Below are 17,276 nucleotides of genomic sequence, written 5' to 3'. Positions count from 1 at the left end.
CTGCAATGGACAGACTCTCCGCGGCAAAAGCAGCGTCAATCTTGCAAAAGTGCATAGTAACCCCCTTGACCGCGCAACAAATAAAGCTGCTTGAATCATGATGGTTGCCTATGGAAAATGCAAGATTACAGACGCACCGCTTTCGCCTCCTTTTCGATCATTTATTTGCCTTGTATACTACCATAACTTGCGCAGGGCGAGCAAGCACTTTTTTAAACAGTTTTGCTAATATTCTAATTCTAAGGATTATTGCCCTATTTTTTATTTGTTTTATTATATTTCTCTCTACTAAAATTTAAGTAATTTTGCTTTCCTTTTCCGGTGAAAAGTTCTACAATAACGTTAACAGGAGGTATTTATATCATGTGTACAGCAATTACTTTCGCAACTGACGACCACTACTTTGGCCGTAATTTGGACCTGGACTTTTCTTACAATGAAACAGTCACCATCACTCCAAGAAACTATGTTTTCCCAATGCGGAAAGTACCGGACCTGGACAGCCACTATGCCATTATTGGGATGGCAACAGTTGTCGGCGACTACCCGCTTTACTATGACGCCGTCAACGAAGAAGGGCTGGGCATGGCCGGCTTGAACTTCGCGGGCAATGCCTACTACTTCCCTGACCAGGAAGGCAAGGACAACATTACTTCCTTTGAATTCGTCCCATACATTCTGGGGACCTGCAAGAGCGTGGCTGAAGCCAAGGAAGCCTTGAAGAACATCAGCATCTCTGCCGAAGACTTTTCAAAAGACTTCCCAACCAGTACCCTGCACTGGATGATCGCCGACAAGGACGCTTGCATCGTGGTTGAATCAATGGAAGACGGCCTGCACGTTTACGACAACCCAGTCGGCGTCATGACCAACAACCCGCCATTCCCGATTATGAAGTTCGCCTTGAATGACTACTACGCCCTTTCAGCTCACCGTCTGGACCACAAGTTTGCTGACGGCGTTGAACTCACTGAATACTCCCGCGGCATGAGCGGTTTAGGCCTGCCGGGCGACTTGTCCAGCAAGTCCCGCTTCGTCCGCTGCGTCTTCACCAAGTACAACAGTCTCTGCGACAAGGATGAAGCCAGCTCAGTCAACCAATTCTTCAAGATCCTGGGCTCAGTTGAACAAGTCAAGGGCCTGTGTGAAGTTACCCCAGGCGAATATGAATACACCATCTACTCATCCTGCATGAACCAGGAAAAGGGGATCTACTACTACACCACCTATGGCAACCCGGATGTCCACGCCGTAGACATGCACAAGACCGACCTGGACAGTAAGGAACTGACCAGCTACAAGCTGCAAAAGGACCTGCAATTCCACTTCGACAACTAAACTTATTTTTTAAACATATAGTAAAAACCAGTCCACTGCTTACAGTGAACTGGTTTTCTTCTGTCATTCTGCTTTATTTGCTATTTTCTTCTGCTTCCGCTGGCATAGCCGGGAAAATAACCGTAAAGGTTGACCCCTTGCCTAACTCACTTTCCAGGCGGATGGTCCCGTGGCACTGCTGAACGGCATGCTTGACGATCGACAGGCCCAGGCCCGTCCCCCCAGTCTTGCGGCTGTGGCTCTTATCCACCCGGTAAAAGCGTTCAAAAATGCGGCTCTGGGCTTCTTGGGGAATCCCAATCCCAGTATCTGCCACCTGCAAGATTGCCTGGCCCCGGTGCTTCTTAACCGTGACCTTGGTCTTGCCCTTTTCCTTGTTGTAGCGGATGCTGTTGTCAATCAAGTTGTAGGCAATTTCATAGACGAGACGGAAGTTGGCAATAATCATGCAGTCGCCCAAGTCAGTTTCCAGCTTGATTCCGTGCCGGTCAGCTGACCCCTGCAGGGCTTCCAAAGCCTCCGTCACCGGACTCTTCAAATTAAGCTTGATTTCTTCAAAGCGCTGGTTTTCATCCAGGTGGGACAAGCGAATAATGTCGTCAATCAAGGTCAAGAGCTGGGCTGAAGATTCGTGGATCTTCTTGTAAAAGCCGTCCCGGTCCTCTTCTTTGACCAAATGGTTTTCCAAAAGCTCTGCTGATCCCATGATCGACTGGAGAGGCGTCTTCAGTTCATGCGACACGTTAGCCGTGAATTCCCGCCGGACCTGCTCTTCATGGTACTCTTCCGTCACGTCAACCACCAAGATCGAAGTCCCCTTCAAAATCTTGCGACTGGTAATCGGACTGGCGCTGATCTGAATGTTGCGGCCATTTCTTTCAACAATTCCCTCAGCATGGGCCAAGCGGCTGTTTTGATCAATAATCTCCTTGACGTCAGCTGGCAATGGATCGCTGTCGTGCAAACCCAAAAGCGAAACGACAGCTGGGTTAGATAGAAGGATCTTGTCTTCCAGGTCAATCAAGATCAAGCCCTCTTGCATGGCATCAGTCACTGTCTTAAATTCCTTCTCCCGATGGTGCAGCTGTTCCATTTGATCAGCAATCTGCTTGTTTTGGCTGTCCAGCCGGGTCAAAAGCGGCTTAATTTCATCATAGGCCTTGCTTTCCAGCGGTTTGTCCAAATCCATCTCATTCAGCGGCTTGACAATCGACTGTGAGATTGTCTTAGCCAGGAACCAGGAAACCAAAACAGCCAAGAGCATGATCAGCAAAAGTGGCGACAAGAGCCGGAGCAGCATTCGCCAGAAGGAGTTTCTGGTGATTGCCACCCGGATGACCCCGCCGTTTTTGAGCCGCTCCGCGTAGTACATGGTCACGGTTGACAAAGTAGTGCTGTAGCGTTCACTTGTCCCCGTGCCATTTTTCATTGCTTCAGCGACTTCCTCGCGGTGGGCATGGTTGCCCATCTTCTTTGGATTCTCTTCATTGTCGTAGAGAACCTTGCCCTTGGAATTTATCCAAGTAATCCGGTAGTTCTCTCCTTTAAGGCTCTTGAGATACTTCTTGCCGCTGGTATTTACCCCGCTGGCCGCCAGGTCAGCCTGAGAAGCCAGGGCTGCCATCTCATTATGGTCAAAGTCAATGCTCAAGACAATAGCGCTCAACAAGACAGCAAAGAAGAGAACCAGGGAAGTCAGCAAAAAACTTGCTCGAAATATCTTCTTAAACATTAGTCTGCTTCATGGTAGCGATAACCGACCCCGCGCACTGTTTCGATATGCTTACCAGCCTCACCCAGCTTTTGTCTCAAGGTTCTCACGTGAACGTCAACCGTGCGCGTTTCACCGTAAAAACCAGTCTCCCAGATCTGATCCATGATTTCTTCCCGAGAAAAGACGGTTCCCGGATGAGTGATCAAGAGCTTCAAGAGTCCATATTCTTTCAAAGTTAAATCGACTTGGTGGCCGTTTTCGAAAACTTCATGCCGTTTCAAGAGAATCTTGATCCCGTCTTTCTCGATCTTGTCCTCCTTCTTGTGGTTGGTCCGCCGCAAGACGGCCTTGACCCGGGAAACCATTTCCATCATCCCGAAGGGCTTGGTTAAGTAGTCATCTGCCCCAGAGTCCAGGTTCTTGACCTTGTCATATTCAGCCGTCTTAGCACTGGCAATGATGACCGGCAAGTCTTCGGTCGCGGAAGTAGATCTGATCTGGTGGAGGATTTCACTGCCGTCTTCATCAGGCAGCATCAAGTCCAAAATCACCAAATCAGGCCGGTTATTGTCCAGGGCCTTGAAAAAAGATTGTCCATCTTCAAAGCCGCGGACCTTGAAGTTCATTGATTCCAGCGTGTACATTTCGATTTCGCGGATGCTTTCGTCGTCTTCTACGCACCAAATTTCAGTCATAAAAAATCCCCTTAACCTTTCTTAAACTTAATTATAGTTGACAACCATAATCATTCACAAGAGTGGTAAGGGGAATTTCATGGACTTATCTGCCAGCCTTGCCGGTAGTTACAAATAAGGACCATTTAGCAATATTGACGGCGTGATCGCCGATTTTTTCAAAGTACTTAGCGACCATCATCAAATTGATCAAATATTCCGGGTTGCCATCCTTGTTGAAGTTATCGATCAAAAATGCCTTCGCTTTGTCAAAGCTTTCGTCGACTTGGTCATCGCGGCTGATAACCGCCTTGGCCAATTCATCATTTTTCGTAGCCAAAGCAGTTACCGCGTCGTTGACCATGCCAGTAGCGATTTGGGACATGCTCTTCAAGTTCAGCATGTCGTTGGCCACTGAAAGGTGCTCATTAAGTACCAGGTCAGCAATGTCCGCGCCGATTTCACCGATTCTTTCCAAGTCATAAACTGCCTTCAAAGATGCGCTGATTACCCGCAGGTCGGTGGCAACCGGCTGCTGCTCCATCAAAAGGCGCAGGCAGGTGTCTTCAATATCACGCTCACTCTTGTGGATGCGGTGGTGCAGGTTGATCGTGTCCTCTGCTTCATGGTAGTTGCCGGTAAACAGAGTATCAGTTGATTCAGAAATGGTTTCCTTGCAAAGCTGGCCGATTTCTTCCATCGCTTCTTGCAAGTGGTCCAATTCTCTATCAAATCTTGTTCTCATTTTTGGCCTCCTCTAGCCTTAACCGAACCGACCGGTGATGTATCTTTCAGTTCTTTCATCCTTTGGCATGGAGAAGAGCTGGTCAGTTTCACCGAATTCAACCAGGTCACCCAAGAGGAAGAAGCCAGTCTTGTCAGAGATACGTACAGCTTGTTGCATGTTGTGCGTAACGATGACGATCGTGTAGTTCTTCTTCAGTTCCAAGGCCAATTCTTCAATTTTAGAGGTTGAGATCGGGTCCAGGGCACTGGTCGGTTCGTCCATCAACAATACTTCTGGCTTGACAGCCAGGGCCCGGGCGATGCAGAGTCTTTGCTGCTGACCACCGGACAGGCCCAGGGCTGACTTCTTCAACCGGTCCTTCAGATCGTCCCAAATAGCTGCCTGCTTGAGGGAAGTTTCAACGGTTTCGTCCAATTCCTTCTTGTCAGTTATCCCGTGGATCCGCGGGCCGTAGGCAACATTATCGTAAACGCTCATCGGGAACGGGTTTGGTCTCTGGAAGACCATGCCGACTCTTTGCCGCAGGACGGTCACGTCCAGGTCACCATTGTAGATGTCAGTGCCATCCAGCTTAACTGAACCATCGATGCGGCAGCCTTCAACCAGGTCATTCATTCTGTTGAGTGACCGCAAAAGAGTTGACTTCCCGCAGCCTGACGGGCCGATGAAGGCAGTAATTTCATTCTTTTGAATGTGCATGTTGACGTCATGCAAGGCGTGGAAATCGCCGTAGTAAAGGTTCAGATTTTCGATTGTAATTTTGTCTTCCATCATTAATTTCCTCCGTTATTGCGCTTGCGCATCTTGTCTGAAATGCGGCGCGTAACCAAAGTGAAGAGCAGGGCCAAAACGACCAGAACTGCTGAAGTAAAGTTGGCGATCTGGGTAGCTGACGGGTTCAAGGCCCCTTCAGTTCTCATGACCCAGATGTGCAGAGACAGGGTTTCACCACTTCTGAACGGGTTCAGCGGTGAAGTTGGTGAGGTAACCTTCCAGAAGTTCTGCCAGTTGATGTAAGTTGACTGGCCGGAAGTGTACAGAAGGGCAGCGGCTTCACCGAACCCACGGCCGGCAGCCATGATTACCCCGGTCAAGATCTGCGGCATGGCCGCTGGAATCAAGACCTTGCGGATGGTTTCGGACTTGGTCGCGCCCAAGCCCAGGGAACCTTCCTTGTATTCCACCGGCAAAGACCGGATGGCGTTATTGGTTTCAGTAGTGATCAGAGGAATAGAAAGAATTGAGATCGTCAAGGCACCTGCCAAGATGTTCCAAGACATCCCGGTCCACATAATGAAAGCCAGGTAGCCAAACAAACCGATGACAATGGATGGCAAGGATGACAATGATTCAATACTGATTTCAAACATTGTCAGGAACTTGCCTTCCTTGGCGTATTCAGCCAGATAAACCCCAGCCCCGATGCCGATCGGCACTGAGAATAACAGTGAGAGGAAAACTAAGTAAATAGTGTTGAAGAACTGGTTGAAGATCCCGTTCCCGGCCGCTCCCAGGAAGTCCCACTGGAAGCCTTTCAAGCCATCAATAATGATTGAAAGGGTCAAGTAGAGCAGGAAAGCCAGCATAATCCAGCCGATGGCGTAGAAGAATCCCGTCATCAGCCGATCTTTTCTTTTAGCACGGCTCATATTTATTTTTCCTTCTTTCCATTGCCAAGCTTGTGAATCAAGACGATCAAAACGATTGAGATGATGAAGAGCAAGAGGGCCATTGACCACAGAGCTAAGTTGTATTCCCCGCCCTGGGCCGTGTTACCCATGTCGGCGGCGATTGCACTGGTCAAGTTGCTGGTTGGTGACAAAAGACTCGTTGCAAATGATCGGGTCTTACCGATAACCATGGCTACGGCTAAAGCTTCACCGATTGCCCGGGCCAGACCCAGGATGATCCCGGTTAAGATACCGCCAGAAGCGGCTGGCAAAACAACCTTGCCGATGACTTGCCAGCGGGTGGCACCCAAACCGTATGCCCCTTCTCTGTAGCTGTTTGGCACCGCCTTGATGGCGTCAGCGGCCACAGTAGTGATCGTTGGGAAGATCATGATGGCTAAGACGATTGAGGCTGCCAGGACTGAGAAACCGCCCATCTTCGGGTGGAAGATGTTTCTGATCAAAGGAACCAGCTTGGTCAAGCCAAACCAACCGTAAACAACGGATGGGATGCTGACGTAGATTTCAGTAGCCGGGCGGAAGAATCTTTCACCGATTTTCGGTGAGATTTCAGTCATGTAAACGGCTGAGCCGATAGCAAATGGCAGGCAGATGATCAAGCCCAGCAAACAGGTTTCCAGGGAACCAACGATGTAAATAGCAGCCCCGACTTTGCCCCCGAACATGCCGGTCTTGTCAAGTGGTGCCCAATCACTGGTAAACAGGAACTCCCAAACGCTGTGATGAGCCTTGAGGAAGGTCTGGCTGCCTTGGTAGAGCAGGAAGGCCCCCATCAGAAGAGTCAAAGCAACGATCAAGAGACCACAGGCGATGTAGACCGCGCGCCAGCGCTTATCGCTGGCAATTGCTTTTTGAACTACTTTGTCCATAATGCCTTATTTCTCCTTCTTACTTTGTACGGGTGGCTTTAGCGGCAGCCGTCAGCTTGGATGCTAAGCCATAGCCCATGGCTTCGATCTTTTTACCGTATTCCTTGCTGAGCATCTGCTTCAAGAATGCCTTGGCAGCACCCTTTGGCTGGCCCTTAGTGTACATGTGTTCATAGCTCCAGACAGTGTACTTGCCGTTGTAGACGTTCTCCAGAGTTGGCTTGATACCGTCAATTGATACGATGCCAACTTGCGGGTCACCAGTCAGGTATGACAGGGACACGTAGCCAATTGAGCCTTGAACGCTTTGGATCATTTGAATCAAAGTACCTGAGTCGTCAGTTTCCAGAGACTGGTTGGACTGGCTGGCGTGCTTCTTTAAAGCGTATTGCTCGAAAGTTGCCCGGGTACCTGATGAAGATGGTCTTGAAACCAGGACGATCTGGCAGTCATTGCCGCCGACCTGCTTCCAGTTGGTTACCTTGCCAGTGAAGACCTTGATCAACTGTTCCGTGGTCAAGTTCTTGACCCCAGCATCCTTGTTAATGATTGGGGCAATCGCGGTAATGGCCACCTGGTGGTCAACCAGCTTGCTGGCTGACTTCTTATCCAGCTTTTCTTCGGCGAACAAGTCTGAGTCCCCGATGTCGATGGTGCCGTCAGAAACTTGCTGCAGCCCCTGGCCGGACCCACCCCCGTTAGTGTTGATGACACTGTCCGGGTTCTGGTCCATGAAAGTCTTGGCCGCGCTCTGCGCTAAAGGCAGAAGGGCGGATGACCCGGCGATGTTGACTGTCCCGGAAACTCCCTTGGTATCAGCTTTGGAGCTGCCGATTACGCAGCCGGTGACGATTGCCAGCAAAACAAGCGCAACAATAGCGACTTTGGTTTTTTTGCGTGACATGTTTATTCCTCCTTGAATTCTTACTGATTCAATCTTAATGGAGGCAAGTTAAATGCATTCAGTGATGATTGTTAAATCAATGTAAAATACTTAATTTATCTAAAGCTACGGCAGTTTCTTAACAAAATTTCAAAGCTTTCGCAAGGCCCTACTTAACTTTTTCAGTTTATTTTGCTTAATTAACTTATTTTTTACACTGCAAAATAGAAGCGCTTACATCTCTTTTCCGACCGCCTTTACACGAATTTAACTTTACTAAAAAAGGCCAATTTGCCATCCACTTTGGACAGAAATATATGTTAAAATCTATATGTAAACAGTTCTGTTAATAAAGATATTATTTGAGGAAAAACACATGCTAGCCTGGTTTTCAGCCTTCTATTCCCGCAATCACACTTTTCTCCTGCAAGCTTTTTTAATTGCCTTGATTAGTGATCAGTTATTTTTTAAAGAAGAAACCATCCCTAAACGGATTGGCAAAAGTCTTGGAGCCTTCCTTCTGTCATTAAACACGTCCATGATCATGACCGTCTGGCTCTACCAAAAATTGAGTCCCATACTTAGTTTCAATGCTTTGAGCGACTTCTTTTTGGCAACCAGCCTCATCCTCTTGACCTTGCTTTTGGTCATTGCCCTTTATCAACGCTTGATAAATAAGAAGGCTTCCGTGGCCCTCTTCACCTACTGTCAATTTGTCATTGCCGCCGAAATATCCTCTCTTCTGGCCAATCAAGATTGGCAATGGGACTTCTTCACCATTCTTTTAACTCTTGGCCTGTACTTCCTCTTTAGAAAGGAAATTCTCTACATCAGCCAGGAACATACCGTAATCACTGAAGACAGCCGTTTTTTCTGGTCTACCCTGCTTTGCATGGTCCTGGTTGTTGCCCAGGCTGAATTTCCCCGCATGTTTCTTGACGGCAGCAACTCGGCAATGCCCACCCCCATCGGCTACGTGGTCAGCATTTTAGCTCTGATTTCCTGCATCATGTACATCGTGTTCATGAAGTATAATATTTTCAGCATTACACGCTATGAAAACTACCTGCAAAAATACAGCGATGATCCCTTAACTGGTTCCAAGAATCTTTACTACTTTTTGGAACATTCTGACGATATTATCAAGCAGCTGCCCCAAAACAAAGATTTGTTCATTTTTTACAGTTCCCTGGTCAATTTGCATGACTACAACCTGGCTAACGGCTACCAGGCCGGGACCAACCTGCTCAAGCAGGTTCATCGCAAGTTAAAAGAAAATTTTCCTGAAACTGCTATCGTTCGCAGCGGCGGCAGCCACTTTATCGGCGTAATCGTCGGAGATGAAGAGAAAAAATTCCTCTCTATTGCCCAAGATATTGCTACCGGAAGCAGAGGTGAGACACTCCTTTTTAAGGTTGGCCTGGCGCCTTTTACGCCAAGCAGCAAGCTTCTGCGCCGCCAGCGCACTACCGACCTGGTTCATGTTCTCGACCAAGCAGGCAGCGCCTTAAACTCTGTCAAAGATACAACAGATGTAATCGGTGTCTATAATGATGAATTGGCCAAAGCTGATGAAATCCGGGTACATGTTTTGGAAAATATCGATCAAGCCTGCCAGGACAACTGGCTCAAGATTTACTATCAGCCCTTGATTGACATTAAGACCATGAAATTAGCCGAATGCGAAGCGCTGTCGCGCTGGATTGACCCGGCTTACGGCTTTCTTTCACCAGACAAGTTCATTCCGGTCCTGGAAGCAAACCAGATAGTCTACAAGGTCGACTGCCATGTTTTGGAAGGCTATGGCCGGGATACTCAAAAGTTAATGGAAGAAGGAAGAGAGATTTTCCCGATCAGCTTCAACATTTCCAGAACAGACTTAGAAGCTTGCGATATTTACCAAAAAATTGAGCAGACGGTCGCCGAATATGGACTCAGCCGCAGTCAGGTGCACATCGAAATTACCGAAAGTGCCCTTAATGGCAGCCAGGCTATGGTTGAAGCGGTCCAGCGCTTCCACGACTTGGGCTATCAAGTCTGGATGGATGACTTTGGCAGTGGCTATTCCAGCTTAAACGTCCTCAAAGATTACAATTTCGACGTCATCAAGATCGACATGGTCTTCCTCCGGAAGTTCGACGACCGGTCCAAAACAATCGTTGCCAACATCTGCCGGATGGCTAAAGAATTAGGCATCAAAACCGTTTGTGAAGGAGTGGAAACCCAGGAGCAATTCGACTTTCTTAAAGAAGCCGGCTGTGATCTAGCCCAAGGTTTCCTTTTCAGCCCACCAGTTCCTCTAGATGACCTTTACAAGAAAATGGCAGCTTATTTATAGGCAAGACAAAACCGCTAGTCGCGTGACTAGCGGTTTTTACATGTTTATTTTTCAATTACTATTTACCAGAGCCGGCAGCAACCGCAACAAAGCAAACCACGGCCAAGATCAAAAGCAGCCAGAGGACGATCTGCCAAATCAAGGCCAGAGTAATCCAGCCTTGCATTTGATTTAACTGTTCGTCCTTTCGCTTGATAAAAAGGTAAATTGCCGGCACTATCCCGAAGATCGGCCAAACATAAGCCGCAACCAACAGAATGATCAGCCAAACATTGTAAACGAATGAATTTGAGTCCTTCATTTTTTGCTCCCCCTGTTTGCAAAAGTCTTTTATTTCTGACCTCAGTTTAACAAAAGCAAGCCTTTTTGGCAATCGTTCTACCTGTTCCTTTACTGCAAATAAGCGTATTCGAAGTAGTAGCTGCCGTTGTAGATCAGCCCCTTGACCTTGCTATTCAGCATCCAGGCACTGCCGGATTGAACCAGCGGCGTTACCCCTTGGTCGGTCATTAAGATATTTTCCGCCTTGGCCAAAAGCTGCATCCGCTGCTTGGATGAAGAAACAGTCTTGGACTGGGCGATCAGCTGGTCATATTGCTTGTTTGACCACTTGCCGGAATTGTAGCTGTTGGTCGAAGTCATGCAGTCCAAAAATGAAATTGGGTCGGCAAAGTCAGCATTCCAGCCACTCACGCAAGCTTCAAAATTGCCGCTGTCCATCTTGGCAAACTGAGACTTGGTCGGCAGGCTCTGCACCTTGACGGAAATCTGTTTGCCAAAAGCCGTTTCCAAAGCACTCTGGATGTATTCGCCAATTGCCTTTGAGCTGTCGTCATCAGCCGTCAGCAAGGTGAAGGATAATTTCTTCAGCTTCAAGTCCTTGAGAGCCGCTTTAAATGCCGTCTGAGCAGCTTCTTTGTGGTAGCTGGTGATTTGCTTGGTCGTCTTGTCCTGGGCCAGCCGGGTAAAGTCCTGCCCGTCTACCTTGGTCATATCAGCCGCGGTAAAGGTCGTCGCACCGGTAAAGCCGCCGCCCAGGGTCTTAGCCAGGGCCTGCCGATCAAGCGCCATGGACACTGCCTGACGGAGCTTGGTGCTCTTAAATTTAGCCAGTTTGGTATTGAACTGCATGTAGGTCGTGCCGTTGTTCTTTCTGATCACGTAGCCGGCCTGCTTTTGCAGGTTTTTAGCCGCCTGGGCGCTCAAAATGGCCGTGTCCAGCTTGCCATCCTGGTAAAGGTTGTAGGCAGTCGACGGTGACTTTTCAACCGTGAAGTTAATCTGAGACAGTTTGACGGCCGATTTGTTCCAATAGTACTTGTTCTTAACCATCTTCCATGACAGGTTGGCCCCAGTCCAGCCTTTTTGAATGAATGGCCCATTGAAAACAGTGGTCTTGGAAGAAGTGCCATACTTGCTGCCATATTTTTCAACAGCGCTTTGGCTTTCCGGAAAAAAGACCGGGAAGGCCATCAAGAGCTTGAAGTATGGCAGTTTGTGCTCCAATTTGACCTGCAGCTTGTACTTGCCAAGAGCTTTCACGCCAAGGCTTGCCGGCGACTTCTTCCCTGCCACGATCGCGTCAGCGTTCTTGATACCGGAGAAGATATAGCTGTATTGGGACGCGGTTTTTGGATTAACCGTCCGCTGCCAGGAGTAGACGAAGTCTTTAGCGGTAACCGCCTGCCCGTTTGACCACTTGCCGTCTTTACGCAAAGCAAAAGTCCAGGTCAGCCCGTCCTTGCTTTGGACTGCCTTAGTCGCCAGGGCATTCTTGACCTGGTTGTTTTTGCCTAACTGATACAGGCCCTCCATGGTGTTTTCCATCTGAGTGAAAGAAGTCGTGTCAGTTGCCTTAGATGGGTCCATAGTGATGATTTCCGCTGAAGTCATCCAGTTCAGCACCTGCTTTTCACTTACTCCCTTGCTTTGCCCGCAGGCCGTCAAAAACGCCCCAGAAAACAAAACAGCAGCACCAGCCAATAAAGATTTTCCCTTGTTCAATTCCAATACCTCGCATAAACAATTAACAGTTTCCAGTTAACGATGCCATTGGCGCGAACAGAAAAAATCTCACAGCCGTGCTGCTTGAAGATTATTCAAAAATTTTTGCTTTAAGAGCAAAAACATGACAAAGATCGGCTCGCCTTACCAACGACACCGCCAAGCCTGCAAGTATTGATACCAGCTTGAGTCATGCTTTTGCTCCTTTCTAAATAAAAATCGTTCTTCCTAATATGCTTACTATACTAACACACTTTCAGCTTTATGCAAGCCCTTTTGGCAAAAAGAGGATAAAAAGCAGTTTCTTTCATAACTTTCCTGCAAATGAAAGCAAAAAAAGAGCGACTCCTCAGAGTCGCTCCAAATTATAGCGGTGATCGGGGTCGAACCGATACGTCCGTAATGGACACCAGATTTTGAGTCTGACGCGTCTGCCAATTCCGCCACACCGCCATGCTATTCTACTTGGCCGTTAAGCCTAAGGCGGGGATCGGAGTCGAACCGACGATTAAGGTTTTGCAGACCTCTGCCTTACCACTTGGCTACACCGCCACGATTATTCTTTTCTGCCCTTCGGCTAGGGCGGTATGTGGGAATCGAACCCACGTATGCTGGATCCACAAACCAGTGTGTTAACCACTTCACCAATACCGCCATATTCTCTTAACAGGGATAGTAGGAATTGAACCCACACCGACGGTTTTGGAGACCGTAGTTCTACCTTTAAACTATATCCCTATTATGGAGGAAAGTGGATTCGAACCACCGAACTCAGAGAGAGCGGTTTTACAGACCGCCGCGTTTAGCCACTTCGCTATTCCTCCATTTTCAATGGCGCGGGACGGAATCGAACCGCCGACACATGGAGCTTCAATCCATTGCTCTACCAACTGAGCTACCGAGCCATCAAACGGTCCATGCGGGATTTGAACCCGCGATCTCCTCCGTGACAGGGAGGCGAGATAAACCACTGCTCCAATGGACCATATTGCGGGAGCTGGATTTGAACCAACGACCTTCGGGTTATGAGCCCGACGAGCTACCAGACTGCTCCATCCCGCGATAATAAAAAGGAGGATGTGGGATTTGAACCCACGCACGAGTCGCCCCGTCTAACGGTTTTCAAAACCGTCCCCTTAAGCCACTTGGGTAATCCTCCAGATGATGGATAGAAAATATTCAATTCTTGCCTTCCGGCAATGACCCGTACGAGATTTGAACTCATGTTACCGCCGTGAAAGGGCGGTGTCTTAACCACTTGACCAACGGGCCAGATGGAGGATACAGGGCTCGAACCTGTGACCCTCTGCTTGTAAGGCAGATGCTCTCCCAGCTGAGCTAATCCTCCGATGCACCCAGTAGGACTTGAACCTACAACCTTCTGATTCGTAGTCAGACACTCTATCCAGTTGCGCTATGGGTGCATTATTCAATTAAGCATCGCTTGATGCTAAGCGGAAGACGGGATTCGAACCCGCGACCCCCACCATGGCAAGGTGATGTTCTACCACTGAACTACTTCCGCGTATATCTCTTGATCGGGAAGACAGGATTTGAACCTGCGACCCCCTGGTCCCAAACCAGGTGCTCTACCAAACTGAGCCACTTCCGATACTCCGCCTGTCAGACTCGAACTGACGACATCCTGATTAACAGTCAAGCGCTCTACCAACTGAGCTAAGGCGGAATTTTCTTTTGCATCTCGGCGACGCAACAATTAATATTTTACAGGGCTTAGGGAAAATGTCAACACTTTTCGGAGAAAAAATCAAAATCTTTCTTGCAAGGCCTTTCTCACTTATCTTTTTAAAATTATTTTAATTCAGACTTGATTTTTCTCTCATTCGTTTTACAATAGATCTTAATTAAAAAAGCAAGCCATAAAAAGACGAGTAAAGGCGGGCAACCTCCAGTGAGCTGATGACAGTGGAAATTCAGCAGGCTCTGCCCTCCTTGAATAACACTTTTTCAGCTGCCAACCGAAAGGCTTCTGCCCAGTAGACTTGGCCGGTTCTGGTCCGTTACCGCCGGATGAGCATAATTGTGCTCAAGAAGCTGGCTCTATTGACAGAGCAATTTGGGTGGTACCGCGGAACAAAGCCTTTCGTCCCTGACCGGGGAGCGAAGGGCTTTTTCTTTGCTTGGCGACCCTTTTTTCATTAAACAGCAATTTTTACTTGCTTAAATTATTTTTTGCTTAGAAAGAAAGAGGCAGCAAACATGTGCGGATTTTTAGCTATCGACTCCAAAGAATTTGACTTGAAAACCTTCGACGAAGCCCTGGTCAAGTGCCAAGACCGGGGGCCGGACATGACCAGGGTCTTTGATGAAAGAGACATAACTTTCGGTTTCAACCGCCTGGCCATCATGGACTTGACGGAAAGCGGGATGCAGCCTTTTGAAACCCTGGACTGCACCCTGGTCTGCAACGGGGAAATCTACAACTACCCGGAACTGAAAAAGAACCTGGAAACTGACTACGAATTTACTTCCAGCAGCGACTGCGAGGTTCTGATCCCCCTCTACCGCAAATACGGGATCGAGACGATGGTTAAAATGCTGGATGGGGAATTTGCCTTCGTCCTTTATGACCACCTCTCAAAGACGATTTACGCGGCTAGAGACATCATCGGCATCCGGCCCATGTTCTATGGCTTTACCAAAAAAGAAGGCAAGATCGCTTTCGCTTCTACTGGCAAGAACCTGCTTGACCTCTGCGGCGAGATTCACCCCTTCCTGCCTGGCCACTACTATGATGGGGAAAAGATCGTTGCCTACCATGAGCCAGACCTTACGCCGAAGATGAGCACTGATGATTTTGAGGCCGCGACTCACAAGATTCATGACCTGTTGGTTGAATCAGTTGACCAGCGCCTGGCCTCAGACGCCCCAGTCGGCTACCTCCTTTCAGGAGGGCTTGACTCCTCCCTCGTCTGCTCTATCGCTGCCCGCCTGCAGCCTGACACCAAGATCAGAACTTTTGCCATTGGGATGGACCAAAACCCGATCGACCTTAAATATGCCCGGGAAGTGGCTGACTACCTGGGGACTGACCACACGGAATTCATTATGACCAGAGAAGATGTGCTGGGCGTTTTAAGAGAAGTCATCTACACTTTGGAAACTTGGGACATTACCACCATCCGGGCTTCAATCGGTATGTACATTCTTTGCAAGAAGATCCACGAAACGACTGACTTGAAGGTCATCTTGACTGGTGAATGCTCTGATGAGCTTTTTGGCTACAAGTACACTGACTTCGCTCCAAGCCCGGAAGAATTCCAAAAAGAAGCAGCCAAGCGCCTTAGAGAGCTCTATATGTACGACGTGCTGCGGGCTGACCGCTGTATTTCCGCCAACTCTTTGGAAGGCAGAGTACCCTTCGCTGACCGGGAATTCGTCGACTATGTCATGAGTGTTGACCCAGATCTCAAGATGAACCACTACCACAAGGGCAAGTACTTGCTACGGAAGGCCTTTGAAGAAGGCGACTGGCTGCCCCGCGACATCCTTATGCGGGAAAAAGCAGCCTTCAGCGACGCCGTGGGCCACTCCATGGTAGATGACCTTAAGGAATACGCTGAAAGCAAGTACAGCGATGAAGACCTGGCAAAAGCCGGCGAAAAGTACCCATACCGGACTCCATTTACCAAGGAATCTCTTCTTTACCGGGATATTTTTGAAGAATTCTACCCTGGCAAGGCTGACTGGATCAAGGACTACTGGATGCCAAACAGAAGCTGGAAGAGCCTGGAAGGAGTTATGGATCCAAGTGCCCGGGTTCTCAGCAACTACGGGGCCAGCGGTGAATAAGGAAAAAAGAAAAATAAAATAAAAACAAAAAGGACTGGAAGCTAATCCAGTCCTTTTTTGACTTCCCAAAAGGCTAAAGCACTAGCAGCAGCAACATTTAAAGAGTCCACCCCTTCAGCCATCGGAATCTTGATCGTATAGTCGCTCTCAGCGATCGTTTGCGGCAACAAGCCTGGTCCTTCAGAACCCAGAATTACAGCCAGGCGATCTGCTTCTTTTAAGACCGGATCGTCGATATCAACCGTATTGTCTCTTAAAGCCATAGCCGCGGTCTTAAAGCCCAATTCCTGCAAGCTGGCCACGCCCTTTTCCCGCCAAAGGGTTTGATCCAGATAAGTCCAAGGTACTTGAAAGACCGTCCCCATGCTGACCCGGCCACTTCTCCGGTATAAAGGATCACTAGAGTCTGTCGTGATCAAGACCCCATCCATGCCTAGAGCGGCGGCTGAGCGGAAAATGGCCCCGACATTGGTCGGATTAACGACGCTCTCTAAGACCCCAACTCTGGCCTGTTTGGGCAAAGCAGCGGCAAATTCAACCAGACTTGGCCGCTTTTTTCTTCTAAAAGCACAGATGGCGCCGCGAAGCAGATTATAGCCTGGCAGCTGGCGCAAAAGCTCTGATTGGGCAATAAAGATCGGAAAATCAGGCAAGTGATCGTGGTTGGCGGCCAGCTCCCGGTCAAAGTCTGCCAAATCACGTTCTAAGGCCTTTTCCTCCACCAGCATGGCGATTGGCTCATAGCCAGCCCTAATTGCCCGTTCGATTACTTTGGGACTCTCAGCGATGAAAATACCGGCTTCTGGCTCATAGTAGTGAAAGAGCTGGGCTTCATTGTAGTCCGTAAACAGCTTCAGTCTGGGATCATCAAATGCCTTAACTCTGATCAGATTATTTTCTCTGTCAATTCTGTCCATGTCTTTATATCTTTCTTCGTACTTTTACAAGTGTACTTAATCTCTATACCCTCACCTATTTTACTATAGAAAACAAAAAGAGCCAGACTTCCGTCTGACTCTTGATTCGCGCGGCAGCTTCCTATCCTCGCAGGCAGTTTCCCACCAACTACTTTCGGCGTTAAGAAGCTTAACTGCTGTGTTCGGCATGGGAACAGGTGTATCCTTCTTGCCATTGCCACCGCACTCTTGCTTGAGCTTGCACGCTCAAAACTGAATATCTCTTCCAAGTCAAAACCTTCATTGCT

At 48.5% G+C, this 17,276-nt stretch carries 13 protein-coding genes, 15 tRNA genes and 1 rRNA gene; 3 read left to right on the top strand and 26 right to left on the bottom strand.

Annotation, left to right across the window (positions count from 1 at the left end; genetic code table 11):
* Nucleotides 1-363 precede the first annotated feature (363 nt).
* Nucleotides 364-1,338, top strand: a complete 975-nt coding sequence (gene bsh, locus ACYVUU_RS04695; RefSeq protein WP_439775914.1) for a choloylglycine hydrolase — start codon at nucleotides 364-366, stop codon at nucleotides 1,336-1,338.
* A gap of 73 nt (nucleotides 1,339-1,411) precedes the next feature.
* Here bsh and ACYVUU_RS04690 read toward each other — a convergent pair whose 3' ends face one another.
* The 7 genes from ACYVUU_RS04690 to ACYVUU_RS04660 all read right to left on the bottom strand — a co-directional run bounded on the left by ACYVUU_RS04690 (nucleotide 1,412) and on the right by ACYVUU_RS04660 (nucleotide 7,938).
* Nucleotides 1,412-3,070 (bottom strand): sensor histidine kinase, encoded by a 1,659-nt coding sequence (locus ACYVUU_RS04690; RefSeq protein WP_439775915.1) that lies wholly within the window; start codon nucleotides 3,068-3,070, stop codon nucleotides 1,412-1,414.
* Nucleotides 3,070-3,747, bottom strand: a complete 678-nt coding sequence (locus ACYVUU_RS04685) for a response regulator transcription factor (protein ID WP_439775916.1) — start codon at nucleotides 3,745-3,747, stop codon at nucleotides 3,070-3,072. Before ACYVUU_RS04685 ends, ACYVUU_RS04690 begins: the two co-directional genes overlap by 1 nt.
* An 85-nt stretch (nucleotides 3,748-3,832) precedes the next feature.
* Nucleotides 3,833-4,471, bottom strand: a complete 639-nt coding sequence (phoU, locus tag ACYVUU_RS04680) for a phosphate signaling complex protein PhoU (protein ID WP_439775917.1) — start codon at nucleotides 4,469-4,471, stop codon at nucleotides 3,833-3,835.
* Between the two features lie 18 nt (nucleotides 4,472-4,489).
* Nucleotides 4,490-5,248, bottom strand: coding sequence for a phosphate ABC transporter ATP-binding protein PstB (pstB, locus tag ACYVUU_RS04675; protein WP_484500098.1), 759 nt, complete (start codon nucleotides 5,246-5,248; stop codon nucleotides 4,490-4,492).
* A complete protein-coding gene (pstA, locus tag ACYVUU_RS04670) occupies nucleotides 5,248-6,123 on the bottom strand; it encodes a phosphate ABC transporter permease PstA (protein WP_484500097.1) in 876 nt (291 codons plus the stop codon). The genes pstB and pstA overlap by 1 nt, the downstream gene beginning before the upstream one ends.
* A gap of 2 nt (nucleotides 6,124-6,125) precedes the next feature.
* Nucleotides 6,126-7,034, bottom strand: coding sequence for a phosphate ABC transporter permease subunit PstC (gene pstC, locus ACYVUU_RS04665; RefSeq protein ID WP_439775920.1), 909 nt, complete (start codon nucleotides 7,032-7,034; stop codon nucleotides 6,126-6,128).
* Between the two features lie 19 nt (nucleotides 7,035-7,053).
* The gene (locus tag ACYVUU_RS04660; protein ID WP_484500096.1) at nucleotides 7,054-7,938 is read right to left on the bottom strand and encodes a phosphate ABC transporter substrate-binding protein; all 885 of its coding nucleotides are present in this window, start codon (nucleotides 7,936-7,938) and stop codon (nucleotides 7,054-7,056) included.
* A gap of 355 nt (nucleotides 7,939-8,293) precedes the next feature.
* Here ACYVUU_RS04660 and ACYVUU_RS04655 point away from each other — a divergent pair, with 355 nt between their 5' ends.
* Nucleotides 8,294-10,255: an EAL domain-containing protein gene (locus ACYVUU_RS04655; RefSeq protein WP_484500095.1), complete on the top strand. Its 1,962-nt coding sequence runs from the start codon at nucleotides 8,294-8,296 to the stop codon at nucleotides 10,253-10,255.
* 58 nt (nucleotides 10,256-10,313) lie between these two features.
* Here the strand turns inward: ACYVUU_RS04655 and ACYVUU_RS04650 are convergent, their stop codons facing one another.
* The 17 genes from ACYVUU_RS04650 to ACYVUU_RS04570 form a co-directional block, all read right to left on the bottom strand.
* The gene (locus tag ACYVUU_RS04650; RefSeq protein WP_439775923.1) at nucleotides 10,314-10,556 is read right to left on the bottom strand and encodes a hypothetical protein; all 243 of its coding nucleotides are present in this window, start codon (nucleotides 10,554-10,556) and stop codon (nucleotides 10,314-10,316) included.
* 89 nt (nucleotides 10,557-10,645) lie between these two features.
* Entirely contained in the window at nucleotides 10,646-12,265 is a 1,620-nt protein-coding gene (locus ACYVUU_RS04645) for a peptide ABC transporter substrate-binding protein (protein ID WP_484500094.1), read from the bottom strand.
* A gap of 362 nt (nucleotides 12,266-12,627) precedes the next feature.
* Nucleotides 12,628-12,712 (bottom strand) — tRNA-Leu (locus ACYVUU_RS04640).
* 28 nt (nucleotides 12,713-12,740) lie between these two features.
* Nucleotides 12,741-12,811, bottom strand: a tRNA-Cys gene (locus ACYVUU_RS04635).
* A gap of 29 nt (nucleotides 12,812-12,840) precedes the next feature.
* Nucleotides 12,841-12,913, bottom strand: a tRNA-His gene (locus ACYVUU_RS04630).
* Between the two features lie 13 nt (nucleotides 12,914-12,926).
* Nucleotides 12,927-12,997 (bottom strand) — tRNA-Trp (locus tag ACYVUU_RS04625).
* Between the two features lie 4 nt (nucleotides 12,998-13,001).
* A tRNA-Tyr gene (locus ACYVUU_RS04620) sits at nucleotides 13,002-13,083 on the bottom strand.
* A gap of 8 nt (nucleotides 13,084-13,091) precedes the next feature.
* Nucleotides 13,092-13,164 (bottom strand) — tRNA-Phe (locus tag ACYVUU_RS04615).
* Nucleotides 13,165-13,170: 6 nt separating this feature from the next.
* Nucleotides 13,171-13,244 (bottom strand) — tRNA-Asp (locus tag ACYVUU_RS04610).
* A 3-nt stretch (nucleotides 13,245-13,247) separates the two neighbouring features.
* Nucleotides 13,248-13,321 (bottom strand) — tRNA-Met (locus ACYVUU_RS04605).
* 9 nt (nucleotides 13,322-13,330) lie between these two features.
* Nucleotides 13,331-13,418 (bottom strand) — tRNA-Ser (locus ACYVUU_RS04600).
* Between the two features lie 41 nt (nucleotides 13,419-13,459).
* A tRNA-Glu gene (locus ACYVUU_RS04595) sits at nucleotides 13,460-13,531 on the bottom strand.
* Between the two features lie 3 nt (nucleotides 13,532-13,534).
* Nucleotides 13,535-13,607: transfer RNA gene (locus ACYVUU_RS04590), tRNA-Val, on the bottom strand.
* Nucleotides 13,608-13,609: 2 nt separating this feature from the next.
* Nucleotides 13,610-13,683 (bottom strand) — tRNA-Arg (locus tag ACYVUU_RS04585).
* A gap of 29 nt (nucleotides 13,684-13,712) precedes the next feature.
* Nucleotides 13,713-13,784, bottom strand: a tRNA-Gly gene (locus ACYVUU_RS04580).
* Nucleotides 13,785-13,796: 12 nt separating this feature from the next.
* A tRNA-Pro gene (locus ACYVUU_RS04575) sits at nucleotides 13,797-13,871 on the bottom strand.
* 2 nt (nucleotides 13,872-13,873) lie between these two features.
* A tRNA-Asn gene (locus ACYVUU_RS04570) sits at nucleotides 13,874-13,946 on the bottom strand.
* Nucleotides 13,947-14,479: 533 nt separating this feature from the next.
* Between ACYVUU_RS04570 and asnB the strand changes: the two genes are divergently transcribed.
* Nucleotides 14,480-16,072 (top strand): asparagine synthase B, encoded by a 1,593-nt coding sequence (gene asnB / locus ACYVUU_RS04565; RefSeq protein ID WP_484500093.1) that lies wholly within the window; start codon nucleotides 14,480-14,482, stop codon nucleotides 16,070-16,072.
* A gap of 41 nt (nucleotides 16,073-16,113) precedes the next feature.
* Here the strand turns inward: asnB and ACYVUU_RS04560 are convergent, their stop codons facing one another.
* Together ACYVUU_RS04560 and rrf are read right to left on the bottom strand one after the other, a co-directional pair.
* The gene (locus ACYVUU_RS04560) at nucleotides 16,114-16,989 is read right to left on the bottom strand and encodes a TrmH family RNA methyltransferase (RefSeq protein ID WP_484500092.1); all 876 of its coding nucleotides are present in this window, start codon (nucleotides 16,987-16,989) and stop codon (nucleotides 16,114-16,116) included.
* A gap of 108 nt (nucleotides 16,990-17,097) precedes the next feature.
* A 5S ribosomal RNA gene (gene rrf / locus ACYVUU_RS04555) occupies nucleotides 17,098-17,214 on the bottom strand.
* Between the last annotated feature and the right edge of the window lie 62 nt (nucleotides 17,215-17,276).

It is taken from the genome of Lactobacillus sp. WILCCON 0058, assembly GCF_057198005.1.
This window is presented reverse-complemented; position numbering and strand designations above follow the sequence as displayed.